Source organism: gamma proteobacterium symbiont of Axiagastus rosmarus (assembly GCF_059730925.1).
Genome location: NZ_AP035925.1, coordinates 483,791 through 498,860, shown reverse-complemented (window position 1 = coordinate 498,860; position 15,070 = coordinate 483,791). Strand labels below are relative to the sequence as shown.

The window sequence follows — 15,070 nt, the reverse complement described above, 5'->3', positions numbered from 1 at the left end:
GTGGTCTTGTGCAGGACAGAATTAAAGCGTGTTTTACCGAAAGTATTCAGACGCAAATCGCCGCAGCCGAAGCGCTGCCAGATGCGATTTCCCGCGCCGCGATGACGCTGGTGCAGTCATTGCTGAACGGCAACAAAATCCTCAGCTGCGGTAACGGCGCCTCGGCGGCTAACGCCCAGCATTTTGCCGCCAGCATGATTAACCGTTTTGAGACCGAGCGTCCCAGCCTGCCGGCGCTGGCGCTGAGTGCCGACAATGTGATGCTGACGGCAATCGGTAACGACCGTCTGCACGACGAAATTTATGCCAAGCAGGTTCGTGCGCTTGGACAGGCCGGTGACGTTCTGCTGGCCATCTCCACCCGTGGCAACACCCGCGATATTGTTAAAGCGGTAGAAGCTGCGGTTACCCGCGATATGACTATCGTCGCGCTGACCGGCCATGACGGCGGTGAGCTGGCGGGCCTGCTCGGTCCGCACGATGTGGAAATTCGCATTCCGTCACATCGCAGCGCACGCATTCAGGAGATGCATATGCTGACGCTGAACTGCCTGTGCGATTTGATTGATAACACCTTGTTCCCACACCAGGAATGACTGAAGGAGCTCAAATGAAAGCATTGAACGCTATCGCCATTCTGTTAACCGCCATGCTGCTGCAGGGCTGCGTGGCGGTTGTCGCCGGCGGCGCTGCGGTCGCCACCAAAACCGCCACCGACCCGCGTACCGTGGGCACGCAGGTTGATGACGGCACGCTGGAGCTGCGCGTCACTAACGCGCTGGCAAAAGATGAGCAGATCAAAAATCAGGCGCGCGTGGTCGTAACCGCGTATCAGGGCAAAGTACTGCTGACCGGTCAGGCACCGTCAGCCGATCTCGCCAGCCGGGCGAAACAGATCGCCATGGGCGTTGATGGCGCGACAGAGGTGTATAACGAGATTCGCACCGGGCAGAAAGTGAGCCTTGGCACGTCTTCATCGGATACGTGGATCACCACCAAAATCCGCTCGCAGCTGCTGGGCAGCGATCAGGTGAAATCGTCCAACGTGAAAGTCACCACTGAGAACGGGGAAGTGTTCCTGCTGGGTCTGGTAACGCAGGAAGAAGCGAAGGCAGCAGCAGATATCGCCAGCCGTGTCAGCGGCGTGAAGCACGTCACTACCGCCTTTACCATTCTGAAATAATGCCACAGGCGGCCAGCAGGGCCGCCTTTTTTATACCGGAATATCAATCACCAGCGTGCGCAGCGGCGTTTCCGCCTGCAGCGTAATCTGCGCCTCTTCACTGACAAACGCCCCATCGCCACAGCGCAGCTGCTCCTGATGCGCACTGCTGGCCCGTACCTCAAGCGCACCGTGAATCGACTGCAAATAGGCGCGCGGTCCGTGCAGCGCCAGGCTGTACTGCTCGCCTGGTGCCAGCGTGACCTGATGTACCCACACCTGCTGGCGCAGCTGCAAACTGCCGTCCGCGCCATCCGGTGACGCAATCAGCACATGGGTTTGCTGCGGCAGCGCGCGTTTTTGCAGCAGCGGATTTTCCCGTTCCGGACAGGCGGCCAGCCACAGCTGCATGCGCGTCAGTGGGCGATCCTTGCTGATATTGTGTTCGCTGTAATTGACGCCCTGGCGGGCCGACAGCAGCATCGCTTCGCCCTCGCGCGCCACCAGGTGATTGCCTTCGCTGTCGCGGTATTCGGCTTCACCCTGCAACACCAGGTTGAGCACATCCACCTGCGGATAGGTGCGCGGCTGAAATGCCGCACCGGGCGCCAGCACTTCCTGATTTAGCACGCGCAGCGAGGCGTAGCCCATCAGCTGGGGATCAAAATAGTGGCCAAATGAGAAGCTATAGCGCGCCTGCAACCAACCGAAATCGGCCTGGCCACATGCGGACGCGCAGCGGGTTGTCATCATGCTTTACCTCCGACGCACTGCGGTGAGAATCCACCACAGGCTTTATACGTCAATGGTAAAAGGCTGGACGCCGGATTGTTAGCCAGTTAATCTGCCTGGCATATTCAAATTTACTGACAGAGAGTCGGCATGGCTAAAGAGCGCGCGTTAACCCTGGAAGCTTTACGTGTGATGGATGCTATTGACCGTCGCGGCAGCTTCGCCGCTGCGGCCGACGAGCTGGGACGCGTGCCATCGGCGCTGAGCTACACCATGCAGAAGCTGGAAGAGGAGCTGGATGTGGTGCTGTTTGACCGCTCCGGCCATCGCACCAAATTCACCAACGTCGGGCGAATGCTGCTGGAACGCGGCCGCGTGCTGCTGGAAGCCGCCGATAAACTCACCACCGATGCCGAAGCGCTGGCGCGCGGCTGGGAAACCCATCTGACCATCGTGGCCGAAGCGCTGATCCCGACCGAGCTGCTGTTCCCGCTGGTAGAGAAGCTGGCCGAGAAAGCCAATACGCAGATTTCGCTGGTCACCGAAGTGCTGGCGGGCGCGTGGGAACGACTGGAACAGGGGCGCGCCGACATCGTGATCGCGCCGGATTTGCATTTTCGCGCCTCCACCGAAATCAACACGCGCAAGCTGTACAGCATTATGAGCGTGTATGTTGCCAGTCCGGATCACCCGATTCATCAGGAAGCCGAGCCGCTGTCCGAGGTCACGCGCGTTAAGTATCGCGGCATCGCCGTGGCGGACACCGCGCGCGAACGTCCGGTGTTGACGGTGCAGCTGCTGGACAAACAGCAGCGCCTGACGGTAAGCAGCATGGATGATAAACGCCGCGCGCTGCTGGCCGGTCTCGGCGTAGCGACCATGCCCTATCCGATGGTGGAGAAAGATATCGCCGAAGGCCGCCTGCGCGTTGTCAGCGCCGAGTATACCCGTGAGGTGGATATTATTATGGCGTGGCGCCGCGATAGCATGGGTGAAGCCAAAGCCTGGTGCCTGCGTGAGATTCCAAAACTGCTGGCGAAACGCGGCTGATTTTGGGTGCTGGCGGCATTTCGCCCTCACCCCAGCCCTCTCCCGCACGCGGGAGAGGGAGCCGCCCGAACGTGGTTTGAGGGCCAGAATTCAGTCAATCCACCGGGCGCTAAGGATCAGCAACTGAACTCACACGCCGCTGGATCGGTCCCCTCGCCCGCTTGCGGGAGAGGGTTAGCGTGAGGGACAAACCGCACCCATCCCCCATCACAACCGGCTCAGACAATCCATTGCCACCGCTTTAAAGCTGACGAAATCAGCGCAGTCGCGCAATCTTGTCACCGCCCTTTCGCGCAGGAAGGTGACAAACAGATCGTAAATCGCCATCGCCTCCTCATATTCACTCTTACTGATCGCCAGCAGGAAAATCACTGAGGCCGTCTCATCGCCCCAGCTCACGCCGTGCGGTGCCAGCACGGTATAAACCACGGTTTTTTTAGCCAGTAATCCCAGCGAGTGTGGCAGCGCAATCCCTTCGCCCAGCATGGTACTGACAATCGCTTCACGCTCTTCGACTGAAGGATAAAAATCAGCATCGACATAGCCCTCCGCCTCGAGCCGATCGCACAGCAGGCGGAACAGCGCCGACTGGCTCATTGGCCGGTCGAGCACCATGAAATGCTGCGCGTCGAAGTACTTCTCCAGCATGTAAGGCCGGGTGCGGTCCACCAGCACCAGCTTGCCGAGCTGTTCCAGCTGAAACTCCGTAGGGAACGGCGACATCATCACTACCGGCTTGTTCTTCTCGCTGAGCCGCGCGGTTGAAATAACAAAATCTTCATCAATGTGCGCACGCACTTCGTAGTCACGCTGCGACAGCCGCGCCGTCACCACCAGCTGCGGGTATTTGCGCAGCAGCAGCGCCTCGATCATGCGCAGCGTGGAGTTGCCGCTGTCGCAAACCAGCAACACCTGCGGATGTCGCTGGTAGCCGACATCGTAATGTCGCTCCAGCCCGACGCCGATGTGCAGCACCAGAAAGCCAATTTCGTTTTCGCTGATGGTATACGGCGTGTATTTGCCCCAGCTGGTGACGGCCGCCAGCGTCACATCGTAGGCCATCGGATAGTGCTGCTTGATGTTACTCAGCAGCGGATTGGGAATGTGGATCTGATAGCGCACGCGGGTGATCATGGTTTTGATGTGCGTGAGCAGATCGGCGCGCAGCTGCTCATCCTGCTGCAGCCGGTAGTTGTAATGGGTGTTGATGTAATTAAGCAGGTAATCCACCAGCGCATCCGCGTCATCGGCGTTGATGGTGCTGGGGGCCAGCGCCTGAATCTGCCGCGCCGCAATATTAACGCGCAGCCAGTTCTCTTCGGCCTGCGAAATACCTTTACCCACCAGCGGGCGCATCAGATTAACCAGATCGTGCGCCGCCTCGCGTATCTCCTCGCCGACATCCTCCGCGCCGGGATCGCTGAGCGGGAAGCCTTCGCTGATGCGGCGCACCGCCACCGCGCAGTAAATCAGCAGATAGCGCTCGCCTTCATCGCTCAGCCGGATGGCGTGCTGCGTGAAGCACTGCGCCAGCAGCGGCTGCAGCTGCGCCAGCATGCCGCTGTGCAGCGCCTCGACCGTCAGCAGCGGGCTGTCGGGTGTCTGCTGGTCGATTTGCCACAGCAGATCGGTCAGGCAGGTGCGAATCGCCGCCTCGCTACCAAACAGTTTCATACCGTAGCGCGGCTTGGTTTCGATGTTGAGATGATAGCGGCCCAGCCACTCGCGCACTTCCGCCATATCGCTCTGCAGCGTGGCGCGGCTGACGAACCACTCTTCCGACAGATCTTCCAGCTTGAGCGAATACGCGGCGGTGAGAAAGCGGCTCAGCAAATAGCGCACCCGATCCTGCGAGGTGCGCGGCACCCGCAGCGGTGCCGCACTCTCCTGCTGCAGGCGGCCGAAGCGCACCGCGTCGTCGATTTTTAGCTGATAGCCCGCGCCGCGCGCCAGCACGAACTGAGCGCCGTGCTGTTCCAGCAGCGCATTGAGCGCGGTGATGTCGGTGCGCACCGTGCGCGTTGAAACGGAAAAACGCCGCGCCAGCTCATCCTGTGGCAGCGTTTCGCTTTGCAGCGCCGCGAAGAGTTGAGCTAAACGCTGATTGGGAAATCTCACGGAGCCTCACCTGTTACTCATTTGTTACAGCAGTTTCTTGCACGTTGCCAGAAGCTGACGCACATCGTCAATGCGCGTGTCGCCGCTGGCGCTATCAATAATTGAGCTGTAAACGTGCGGGATGACTTTACTGACCCCGGCCTCCAGAGCAATCCGCACAATCTCTTCGAAATTACTGAGATCGATACCGCCGGTCGGCTCCAGCCAGAAATCATGGTGCGCACAGGCGTCCGCCACCGCGCGATACTCCTCCACCGCTTTCAGGCCGCCCATCGGGAAATACTTCACCGAACTGCCGCCCATATCCTGCAGCATGGCGATCGCCGTGGCGATCGGCACAATGCCGTCCGCCGCCTGCGAACTGCGCGGACCGGTGGAGATTTTCACCTTGCCCGGCGTGCCGGTTGGTGAAACCAGACCGTTCACGATGGTGTGTGGCTGTCCGAGCAGCGCGCGGCTGGTGGCCACGCCGGTAAAGACCTGATTAACGTGCTGCGGCTGCAGTTCCGCCGAGATTTCACTGACCATCGCCGACTGATTCGGGTCGCCCGCACCCAGCCCGACCGACAGCGCATTATCAATCAGCGCCGCGTACTCGCGCATATCGGCAATCGCGGCCTCATTCGAGGCGTAGTTTTTCGACAGAACGCCGACCAGCACATGCCCTTCTGCCGCCTGCCAGATCGCCTGCGCATTCTGCTTTGAACCAGCCAGCACGTTGAGGCACAGACGGCCCTGATAGAAATTGGGGTTAAGATTCATGCGCGTTTTCCTCCGCTGAGCAGCGCCTGGATGCGGCTAAAGATGATGTGCAGCTGTTCCGCGCTGACGCTGCGCACATCCGCTTCGATAATGCCTTCGTTGGCTTTATAGCCGCGGAAATAGATGGCGATGTCGCCGTTTTTCAGCGCCTGCACCAGCTCGCCGGTTGGCCAGCCCGTCACCGCTTCATCAAATTTGATCTCGGCGCGGGCGATGTCACGACCGGCGGCATCCCACACCACGCGCGCGCTGACGCCGTTCAGCGTGTTGAGGTTATCGATAAAGGGCGTCATTTTCGCCACCATGTCAGCGCCGCTGGTTTTGCTCTGCAGCAGGTAGTTATCAATCGCCTGAGTCAGACCGAGAATGCCCTCTTTGCCGACTTTCATCGCGCGGCCAATGCCGTTGCTCTGGCGTTTCACCCACTCGACGTACTGGCTGCGGCCAATCACCAGGCCGCTGGTTGGCCCTTCAATCGCTTTGGCACCGCTGTAGATCACCAGGTCAGCCCCCATCTGGTAATAGCACTGCAAATCCTCTTCGGCCGCCGCATCGACAATCAGCGGAATACCGTGTTTGCGCGCGACCACCGCCGCCTGTTCGACGCTGAGATGGCTTTTCTGCACACAGTGATGCGACTTGACGTACAGCAGCGCAGCGGTGGTTGGCGTGATGGCCGCCGCCAGCTGTTCTGGCGAGCACTCATTGCTGTAGCCGGCTTCAATAAGGCGTCCGCCGCCCAGCGCCACCATGCTGCCCACCGGCGCGCCGTAGTTCACGTTATGGCCTTTCGGCACCACAATGTCGTGCGGCACGCTGAGCGGCGCGGCGTGCAGGTTATCCAGCAGCCAGTCGTTATCTTTAACGATCACCGCCGCTACGCACTGGGCAATACCGGCCGAGGCGCAGGACACCACCACCGCGTTTTCGACTTCCAGCAGGCGCGCGATGTAGGCACCGGTTTTGTTGACCAGATCTTTGATCTCAAAGTAGTGATTGAGGCCGTAGCTGACGGTATCCACCACATCGGCAGACGGCGTCGACACGCCAAGAATGGTCATACGGCCGGAGGCGTTGATCACCTCTTTCAGGTCATATTTCTCATAAATCGAAGACATGATGCGCTTTCCCTTCCTCAGTCAGATGCCACTGGCCCGCGATCACCACGGCCAGCGGCAGCAAATGTTGCTCACCCGTGACCCGTTCGCCTTCAGCATCGACGAACGGGCGGGCTTCCTCTTTGACGGTAAAGATGGTCAGATCGGCGTCATAACCGGCGGTCAGATGACCTTTACCGGCCAGACGCAGACCCGCTGCGGCATTAGCGGTGACGCAGGCGATCACCTGCGGCAGCGTCATGCCGATGGAGAAAAATTTCGACATTACGTGCGCCAGGCTGTGCACCGGGCCGTTGATGCGGTTGCGACAATAGATATCGGAGCTGATGGTGTCCGGCAGAATGCCCTGGGCAATCGCCTCGCGCGCCACCGCAAAACTGAAGCTGGCGCTGCCGTGGCCGATATCCAGCTTCACGCCGCGCGCGATCGCCTGCTTAACCGCCGCTTTCAGCTCGCCCTGCGGTGACAGAATGCGGTTCGGCTTGCCGTTAAAGCAGTGAGTGATGATGTCGCCGGAAGTGAGCAGCGCGGCGATCTCCTCCAGCACCGGCGGGTTGTTACCGATGTGCACCATCAGCGGCAGATTGCCCGCCGCCTGCTGAATGGCTTTGGCGCGCACCAGCGGCTGAATGCCGTTGTCGCCGACCACGCTGCTGCTCATGCGCGCCTTCAGGCCGACGATAAAGTCCGGGCGACGCTGTACCGCCTGCACCACCGCTTCGCCGTCGATCTGCGCCATGTCGGCCAGTTCGTTCTGCGTGACGATGCCGGTGCGCGAGATGTTGATCAGCGCGCGCACTTCGGTCTTCGCGCTGCGCGTCAGCTGATAAAAGTCGTCGATATGATCGGCACCGGTGCTGCCCGCATCCACCACGGTGGTGACGCCCTGCGCCACGCCAATCGCGTCGGCTTCGTCGTGGTAAATCGGTGATTTGGGATAGCAGTGTACGTGGCTGTCAATCCAGCCCGCGCTGACGTAGTAGCGGCCGCCGAGATCGCGCTCCTGTTGCGCTGCGCCGTCCACCTTACCGACCGCCGCGATTTTGCCGGCGCGAATCGCGATATCCACCAGCTGTTCATCACACAGACGCGCGCGGCGCAGAATCAGATCAAACATAAAACCCCCAATTACAGAGCGCACATGCCGTAGCGGCGCAATTTATTGCGCGATAAATCGCGCCGCTACGGGATTGTGCAGCCATTTCGCGCTTACAGCGAAACCGGGAAGATAGCGCCGAGCACCATGGCACCGAGAATCGCGCCGCCGGTAATCGGCTTGTTCCACAGGTAAAACAGCAGCGCACCGACCAGCGAACCGAGGCCGATCGGAATTGATGCCGCCATGGCAGACAGAATAATCAGTGGACCAAGGAAGCGACCGGAGGCATTCCCGGCGCCCATCATTACGTCCGCGCCGTAGGTGGAATCGCTCTGGTTGATGGTGAATTTGCGCGCGAGGATAATCACGTAGCCAATCGCCACGCCAATCACCAGCCCGGTTGCCAGCGAGGCGGCAAAGTTCGCCACCGGAAACACGATACCGGCTCCCAGCAGCAACGCCGGCACACCGAGGCCGACGCCGGTCTGAATCGCGCCGCCGATATCCAGAATCCCTACCAGCGAGCCTTCAATGATGCGCGCAAACAGGAAGCTGGCACCAAACGCCGCCACCGCGCCGTACACGCCGGTTTCCATGCCGGAGCGCAGCATCGAAACGAATGCCACTTCGTTAAAAGCACCGATGCCGTACAGGTAGTACATGTGCGTCCCGGCGAATACGCCGGAGGAGAGCAGGCCGACAAACAGCGGGAAAGACCAGTCGGCGTACCAGAACCCTTTGTTTTCGTTCTCGTTCATGCTGAAGGCTCCTTATTTGCCGCTCAGGCTGTTGTGGATCATGTCGAGCCAGCCAGGGATGCCGAGCTGGAAGGATTGCAGCAGTTTCACATCGAAGCCACGGAAGAAGCCGCTCAGCACAAACAGCAGAACAATCGCAGCCATCATCACTTTGGTGACTTTGTTCCAGCCGCTCTCTTCCACGCCTTTACCGATCAGAATGCCCAGCACCAGACCCGGCACGGCGTTACCCATGATCAACTGCGCCAGACCACCAAAAATGGTTGCCCAGAAGCCCGATTTCTTACCGGCATCTATCGCCGCCAGCCAGAAGATCACCGGCATCACCGTGTTCACCAGCAGATTCGCCGCCGGCACCAGCACTTTTACCGCGGTCACCTGCAGCGCAGCCGGTACGGCGGAAGCAGTACTGTTAAGGAAGGCCACCACGATCATGCCGATGATGCCGCAGGCAATCGCCATGCGTTTCGGGTTATGCAGCGTTTCCGCGACGTTGCGGTTCTTTACCATCAGTGCGGCCGCGCCCCAGTTCGGCAGAATGCGGTGATCCACATCCTGCGTGAAGGAGCCCGCGGCAACGGAGGATGCCCAGGCGTTAAAGAAGAAGCCGAGACCAAAGGAGAAGTGCGAAGCCGGATCGCCCTCGCAGGAGTTGAGCTCGCCCAGCGTACGGAAGGCACCCATCCCCTGCGTGACGGGCGCGTGGAACATGCGCGCCGCGCCCGCTCCAACGCCCACGCCGACTAATCCACCTATGATCAACGACTTAAACAAAATGATTAAAAACATATTGTTACCCTTGTTGTCGTTATTCTTACGTTGCTGTGAAGGTCACGCTCTCGGTGTCGATCACAGTGACGCTGACGGTAATTTCCAGCTCCACGCTGTAATTCCGCCGTTCACGCGCGAGGAAGAAGAACAGAAATTTCTCCTTCCGCACGCTCTCCTGCGCGCGCAGCACCCGCACATCGAGCGGTTCAATGCGCAACAGAATTTTCTGGCTGGTGCGCAGCACCTGCTGCTGCACCTTGCTGAGCGCATCGGCGAAGGCTTTTGCTTTGCTGTCGCCTTTGCCCTGCACCGTGACCTGCGTCTCATACTGTTGTTTCATGCTTAGCTGCCGTGTTTTTTATTCCAGGCCTGCACCAGACGCTCACCCAGCTCTTCTTTATCCATGAAGCCAAAACCGAGCACGGTGGCGCCTTCGTTGATGGCGGTTACCCCTTCGTCAACCGAACGCATGCCGTGTTTGGCTTTGTAGCCGTACTTGTTCTGCGCGGTGATGGCACCGGCGCCGCCGCTGCCGCAGAAGGAGATGCCGAAATCAGCGTTTTCCGCCTTCATCACGTCGCCCAGCTTCATATCCGCCGCCACGCCCGGCACCACTACTGCCCGGCCGCCGGCTTTTTCCACGCCAGCTGCCACTTTCTGCCCTTTACCCAGACGATCGCCAATCACTACCGTTACCATATTCCGTTCCTCTCTCAATTCATGCTTCGTTCGATTTCGCCACTTCGATATGCACCGACAGCAGCCAGGCTTCTTCGACAGGCAAATTGCCAAACAGATCCACCACCTGCTGCGCCAGCGCCATGGTCTCAGGCGAGATGTCCTCAAACAGTTCGGCTTCGACGTCCGGCAGCGCCTCTCCGGTGAGAGAGCGAGCCGCCATGGCGCGGACATGTGAGGCCAGCATTTGCTGTTGCACCGCATTGGCTGCAATGTGGTGCGCGGCATACAGCGCCGCGATTTGATTCATCACCTTATCCGCCAGCGCCTGGATTGCCTCCGGCGTGCTCGGTTTCAGCGGGACAGCATCACTCCTCACCTTGTTACTCCTGTTTACAGCGGACAATGTCAGATAATTCGCGTTGAGAAGAAATTACGCTGTCCGCCTGGCGGTGTGGAGACGCAACATTTCCACCTCAAAGTGGAAATCCCACGGGCGACTGTGCGCCAGATCGCACGATGCACGAACTATGCGAGATCGCTCACGAAATGCGTGAAATGAGGTAAAAAACGGGATAAAAACGGTGGAATGACGCGAAGCCGCGGCAGGAATAAGGCCAGCCTGCAGGCTGGCCCGGTTTATCAGCGGAATTTCTTATGGTTGGCGTTACGGATATCTTCCAGTTTCTTCGCTTCGGTTTTCGCCTCGTCCAGCTTGTTAGCCTGCGCCAGCTGGTCGACAACGTCGATCTGGGCAATCAGTGAGTCCAGACCGGCGTGGTAATCCTTGATCTGTGCGCTGTCAGCGCCCTGACCTTCCAGTTTTTCCGGCGTGGATTTTTTTGCATCCTGCGCCGCAGCCCGCATCTTGCCCAGTGCAGCGTGCATTTCCTGCGCGTCAGAGGTTTTCTTCACAACGCTCAGCCCGTCTTTCAGAGTATCCATATCCTGCTCCAGGTCAGCCGCGAACAGGCTGGCTGAAGAGAACAGCAACGACAAAGACAACATAGCAATCACATGCTTACGCATAACGTTTTCCTTTAATTATTATCAGGCGAAAAAAAAGCAGCCGCTGTGGGCTGCTTTCATCAAGCGATGTCTTTATTGTCCGGCGATTTTCATCTCCGGCAGCAGCACCGATCCGCATTGTATATTGCTGCGCGTTTCAATGTCGTTACCGACCGTTACCATATTGAGCCACATATCTTTGAGGTTGCCCGCAATTGTGATCTCGCTCACAGGGTATTGAATTTCACCGTTTTCAACCCAGAAGCCCGCCGCACCGCGCGAGTAGTCGCCGGTCATGGCGCTGACGCTGGAACCCATCATCTCGGTAACGATCAAACCGCGTCCCATCTGCTTCACCAGATCGTCAAAGCTGTGGCCCTGACCGGCGATGCGCCAGTTATGAATGCCGCCCGCGTGGCCGGTGCTTTGCAGGCCGAGCTTACGCGCCGAATAGCTGGTCAGCAGCCAGTTCTGCAGCACGCCATCTTTCACGATTTCGCGCGCTTCGGTGCGTACGCCTTCGCTGTCGAACGGCGTCGACGCCAGCCCTTTCAGGAGGTGCGGCTTCTCTTCAATCGTCAGCCACGACGGCAGAATCTGCTGGCCCAGCGCGTCGAGCAGGAAGGTGGATTTGCGGTAAACGCTGCTGCCGCTGATCATGCCCACCAGATGGCCGAACAGGCCAGTGGCCACTTCCGGCGCAAACAGCACCGGCGCTTTCATGGTTGGCAGCTTACGCGGCGAAAGACGTGCCAGCACGCGGCGCGCGCACTCCGCGCCCACCCAGTCGGCGCTTTGCAGATCGCCCATCGCGCGGCCAATGGTATAGGCGTAGTCGCGCTCCATGTCACCATTGTGCTCGGCAATGACGCAGCTCGACAGCGAATGCCGGCTCGAGCAGTAGCTCTGCAGCATGCCGTGGCTGTTACCAAAGACTTTGATGCCGACGTGGCTGTTAAAGCTGCCACCCTCGGTATTGGTGATGCGTTTATCAGCCTGCAGTGCGGCCTGCTCGGCCTGCGCGGCCAGCTCAATGGCGCGATCGGCGTCGATCTCCCACGGGTGATAGAGATCGAGATCCGGCGCCTCAAACGCCAGCAGATCGCGCTCGGCCGGCGCAGCACAGGGATCGGGCGAGGTGTAGCGCGCGATATCGATCGCCGCCTGCACGGTGCGTTTAATCGCGTCCGGGCTGAGATCGGTCGAGGAAGCACTGCCTTTGCGGTTTTGGTGATAGACGGTGATGCCAAGCGCGCCATCGCTGTTGAATTCGACGTTTTCCACTTCGCCGTAGCGGGTACTGACACCGATTCCGGTGGTTTTGGTGACCGCCACTTCTGCTCCGTCGGTGCTGGCTTGCGCCAGTTCCAGCGCCTGCGCGACAGCCTGTTCCAACACTTTACGTTGTTCTGCAACCTGAGTAGATACGTTCATCGACCTGCCGTCTAATCTTAAGTATGAATTTATTGAGTCTATCAGACTCAGAGAACAATTTCGCAGTCGCCCGATAAACTGGTAGGATTAGCCTCTTTTTTTAGGGAGCCAACAGATGACGAAGCAGCCCGAAGACTGGCTCGACGATGTGCCGGATAATCAGGAAGAAGAAGACGAAGAGATTATCTGGGTCAGTAAAAGTGAAATTAAACGCGACGCCGAGGAGCTGAAACGCCTGGGCGCCGAGTTAGTGGATTTAGGGAAAAACTCCCTGGATAAGATCCCGCTTGATGAACAGCTGCGTGACGCCATTGAACTGGCGCAGCGCATTAAGAAGGAAGGCCGCCGCCGCCAGCTGCAGCTGATTGGTAAAATGCTGCGTCAGCGCGACGAAGAGCCAATCCGCCTGGCGCTGGATAAGCTGAAGAACCGCCACAACCAGCAGGTTGCGCTGTTCCACAAGCTGGAGCAGCTGCGCGATCGGCTGATCGAACAGGGTGATGACGCGGTGGCGGAAGTGCTGAATCTCTATCCGCACGCTGACCGTCAGCAGCTGCGCAGTATGATCCGCAACGCGCAGAAAGAGAAAGCCGCCAGTAAGCCGCCAAAAGCCGCCCGCCAGATTTTCCAGTACCTGCGCGAGCTGGCTGAAGCGTAAGTCCGCTGCGGACGGTTGCCCTGCCCTCACCCTCTCCCGCAAGCGGGAGAGGGGATATAAAGCGCAGTGCTGAGGTAGCTGAAGCGCAGTGTTGGGGTAGCTGAAGCATTGTGCTGAGGTAGCGGAGGACGAGCGCTGAATGTGACGTCCGCACCGGACGGCCCCTTCTCCCGCTTGCGGGAGAAGGCTGGGATGAGGGCAGATCGCCTGTCTGCCCAGGGCCGGCCTGAACCGGCCACGCATTACTTACCTAACCGCTCCAGCAGTTTCTGATGAATCCCGCCAAAGCCGCCGTTGCTCATCACCAGAATCGAATCACCCGGCTGCGCCGCTTTAGCCACCATCTCCACCAGCGTATCAATGTCCGCGCTCCAGTGCGCCGGCTGAATGCAGGCGTCCGCAACGTCCGCGACCTGCCACGGAATGTGGTGCGGCTGGAACAGGAATACCTCATCGGCACGCCCTAACGAAGGGGCCAGTTCGTTCTTGCTCACGCCCATCTTCATGGTATTCGAGCGCGGCTCAAGCACCGCCAGAATGCGGGCGGTGCCGCCGACTTTACTGCGCAGCGCCGCCAGCGTAGCGAGAATCGCCGTTGGGTGATGGGCAAAATCGTCATACACCTTAATCGCGTTCACCTCACCGCGTAGCTCGAGGCGACGACGCGCGTTAATGAAGCTGTTCAGCGCCTCACCGGCATCGCACGGCTTCACGCCAACGTGACGTGCGGCGGCAATCGCCATCAGGCCGTTGTGCATGTTATGTTCGCCGACCAGCGCCCAGTTCACTTCCGCCACTTTCTCACCGTCGAGCCAGGCTTCCCAGCGCGAGGCATCCGGCACCAGCTTCTTCGCCTGCCAGCGACCATTGTCGCCCACGCTCTCCTGCTCGCTCCAGCAGCCCATCGCCATCACCTGCTTTATGTTGTGATCGTGTTCCGGCAGCAGGATCTTGCCCTGACCCGGCACGATGCGCACCAGATGGTGGAATTGCTTCTGGATCGCCCGCAGATCGTCGAAGATGTCAGCATGATCGAACTCAAGATTGTTGAGGATCAGGGTGCGCGGGCAGTAATGTACAAACTTGGAACGCTTGTCGAAAAACGCGCAGTCGTACTCATCCGCCTCAATGACGAAGAATGGACTTTTTCCTAATTTTGCCGATACGTCGAAGTTACCCGGCACCCCACCAATAATAAAGCCTGGTTCCAGGCCGCAGGCCTCGAGAATCCACGCTGCCATGCCGGCTGTGGTGGTTTTGCCATGGGTACCGGCCACCGCCAGCACCCAGCGATCGCGCAGCACGAAATCATGCAGCCATTGCGGTCCGGAGAGGTAAGGAATGTTGCGTTCCAGCACCGCTTCCACGCACGGGTTGCCGCGCGTCATGGCGTTGCCGATGATTACCAGGTCCGGTTCCGGGTCCAGCTGCGAGGCGTCGTAACCTTCAGTTAATTCAATGCCTTGCTGTTGCAGCAGCGTGCTCATCGGCGGATAGACATTGGCATCTGAACCGGTCACTTCGTGTCCGAGCGAGCGGGCCAGCATCGCCAGTCCGCCCATAAAAGTGCCACAAATCCCAAGGATGTGAATGCGCATAAAAAGATCCATTACTCAAAAGTTCGGCGCACAGTGTAACGCCGAGTCCGGAGGGAAGAAACGGATTAGGACTATGGTTTTTGAAGTTCAATCGGCTAAACTGCGTACGCATACGTTGGTAGCT

The 15,070-nt window shown here is 59.2% G+C and carries 17 protein-coding genes; 4 read left to right on the top strand and 13 right to left on the bottom strand.

Features of this window, described 5'->3' with window-relative positions; all coding sequences use genetic code 11:
* The first annotated feature begins 8 nt into the window (after window positions 1–8).
* Window positions 9–596, top strand: a complete 588-nt coding sequence (gene diaA / locus AC6I8F_RS02385) for a DnaA initiator-associating protein DiaA (protein WP_021509716.1) — start codon at window positions 9–11, stop codon at window positions 594–596.
* A 14-nt stretch (window positions 597–610) separates the two neighbouring features.
* The gene (gene dolP / locus AC6I8F_RS02380; RefSeq protein ID WP_021509717.1) at window positions 611–1,183 is read left to right on the top strand and encodes a division/outer membrane stress-associated lipid-binding lipoprotein; all 573 of its coding nucleotides are present in this window, start codon (window positions 611–613) and stop codon (window positions 1,181–1,183) included.
* A gap of 30 nt (window positions 1,184–1,213) precedes the next feature.
* Here the strand turns inward: dolP and AC6I8F_RS02375 are convergent, their stop codons facing one another.
* On the bottom strand, window positions 1,214–1,915 hold the full coding sequence (locus tag AC6I8F_RS02375; RefSeq protein WP_498028438.1) for a pirin family protein: 702 nt from the start codon (window positions 1,913–1,915) through the stop codon (window positions 1,214–1,216).
* Window positions 1,916–2,044: 129 nt separating this feature from the next.
* On the opposite strand from AC6I8F_RS02375, the gene AC6I8F_RS02370 reads away from it, so the two are divergent.
* On the top strand, window positions 2,045–2,944 hold the full coding sequence (locus AC6I8F_RS02370; protein ID WP_021509719.1) for a LysR family transcriptional regulator: 900 nt from the start codon (window positions 2,045–2,047) through the stop codon (window positions 2,942–2,944).
* Between the two features lie 207 nt (window positions 2,945–3,151).
* On the opposite strand, the gene AC6I8F_RS02365 is transcribed toward AC6I8F_RS02370, so the two are convergent.
* From AC6I8F_RS02365 to pmbA, 11 genes are all read right to left on the bottom strand, one after another.
* Window positions 3,152–5,062: a BglG family transcription antiterminator gene (locus AC6I8F_RS02365; protein ID WP_021509720.1), complete on the bottom strand. Its 1,911-nt coding sequence runs from the start codon at window positions 5,060–5,062 to the stop codon at window positions 3,152–3,154.
* 24 nt (window positions 5,063–5,086) lie between these two features.
* Window positions 5,087–5,824, bottom strand: coding sequence for a 2-dehydro-3-deoxy-phosphogluconate aldolase (dagF, locus tag AC6I8F_RS02360; RefSeq protein ID WP_021509721.1), 738 nt, complete (start codon window positions 5,822–5,824; stop codon window positions 5,087–5,089).
* Window positions 5,821–6,942, bottom strand: coding sequence for a DgaE family pyridoxal phosphate-dependent ammonia lyase (locus AC6I8F_RS02355; RefSeq protein ID WP_498028437.1), 1,122 nt, complete (start codon window positions 6,940–6,942; stop codon window positions 5,821–5,823). The genes dagF and AC6I8F_RS02355 overlap by 4 nt, the downstream gene beginning before the upstream one ends.
* On the bottom strand, window positions 6,926–8,059 hold the full coding sequence (locus tag AC6I8F_RS02350; protein ID WP_260641951.1) for an amidohydrolase/deacetylase family metallohydrolase: 1,134 nt from the start codon (window positions 8,057–8,059) through the stop codon (window positions 6,926–6,928). Before AC6I8F_RS02350 ends, AC6I8F_RS02355 begins: the two co-directional genes overlap by 17 nt.
* A gap of 92 nt (window positions 8,060–8,151) precedes the next feature.
* Complete coding sequence (locus AC6I8F_RS02345; RefSeq protein ID WP_021509724.1) at window positions 8,152–8,799, bottom strand: DUF4310 family protein; 648 nt, start codon at window positions 8,797–8,799, stop codon at window positions 8,152–8,154.
* A gap of 12 nt (window positions 8,800–8,811) precedes the next feature.
* Window positions 8,812–9,588 (bottom strand): DUF4311 domain-containing protein, encoded by a 777-nt coding sequence (locus AC6I8F_RS02340; protein WP_021509725.1) that lies wholly within the window; start codon window positions 9,586–9,588, stop codon window positions 8,812–8,814.
* A gap of 25 nt (window positions 9,589–9,613) precedes the next feature.
* On the bottom strand, window positions 9,614–9,910 hold the full coding sequence (locus AC6I8F_RS02335) for a DUF4312 family protein (RefSeq protein ID WP_021509726.1): 297 nt from the start codon (window positions 9,908–9,910) through the stop codon (window positions 9,614–9,616).
* Between the two features lie 2 nt (window positions 9,911–9,912).
* Window positions 9,913–10,269, bottom strand: a complete 357-nt coding sequence (locus AC6I8F_RS02330; protein ID WP_021509727.1) for an SFCGS family glycine-rich protein — start codon at window positions 10,267–10,269, stop codon at window positions 9,913–9,915.
* A 19-nt stretch (window positions 10,270–10,288) separates the two neighbouring features.
* Complete coding sequence (locus AC6I8F_RS02325; RefSeq protein WP_010617110.1) at window positions 10,289–10,627, bottom strand: glycine dehydrogenase; 339 nt, start codon at window positions 10,625–10,627, stop codon at window positions 10,289–10,291.
* Between the two features lie 263 nt (window positions 10,628–10,890).
* Window positions 10,891–11,277 carry a cytochrome b562 gene (gene cybC, locus AC6I8F_RS02320; protein WP_021509728.1) on the bottom strand — a complete coding sequence of 129 codons (387 nt, stop codon included), beginning with the start codon at window positions 11,275–11,277 and terminating at the stop codon, window positions 10,891–10,893.
* A 72-nt stretch (window positions 11,278–11,349) separates the two neighbouring features.
* Complete coding sequence (pmbA, locus tag AC6I8F_RS02315) at window positions 11,350–12,690, bottom strand: metalloprotease PmbA (protein WP_058775743.1); 1,341 nt, start codon at window positions 12,688–12,690, stop codon at window positions 11,350–11,352.
* A 115-nt stretch (window positions 12,691–12,805) separates the two neighbouring features.
* Between pmbA and yjgA the strand changes: the two genes are divergently transcribed.
* A complete protein-coding gene (yjgA, locus tag AC6I8F_RS02310) occupies window positions 12,806–13,348 on the top strand; it encodes a ribosome biogenesis factor YjgA (RefSeq protein WP_058759857.1) in 543 nt (180 codons plus the stop codon).
* 242 nt (window positions 13,349–13,590) lie between these two features.
* On the opposite strand, the gene mpl is transcribed toward yjgA, so the two are convergent.
* Window positions 13,591–14,946, bottom strand: a complete 1,356-nt coding sequence (mpl, locus tag AC6I8F_RS02305) for a UDP-N-acetylmuramate:L-alanyl-gamma-D-glutamyl-meso-diaminopimelate ligase (protein WP_031280149.1) — start codon at window positions 14,944–14,946, stop codon at window positions 13,591–13,593.
* Window positions 14,947–15,070: the final 124 nt, after the last annotated feature.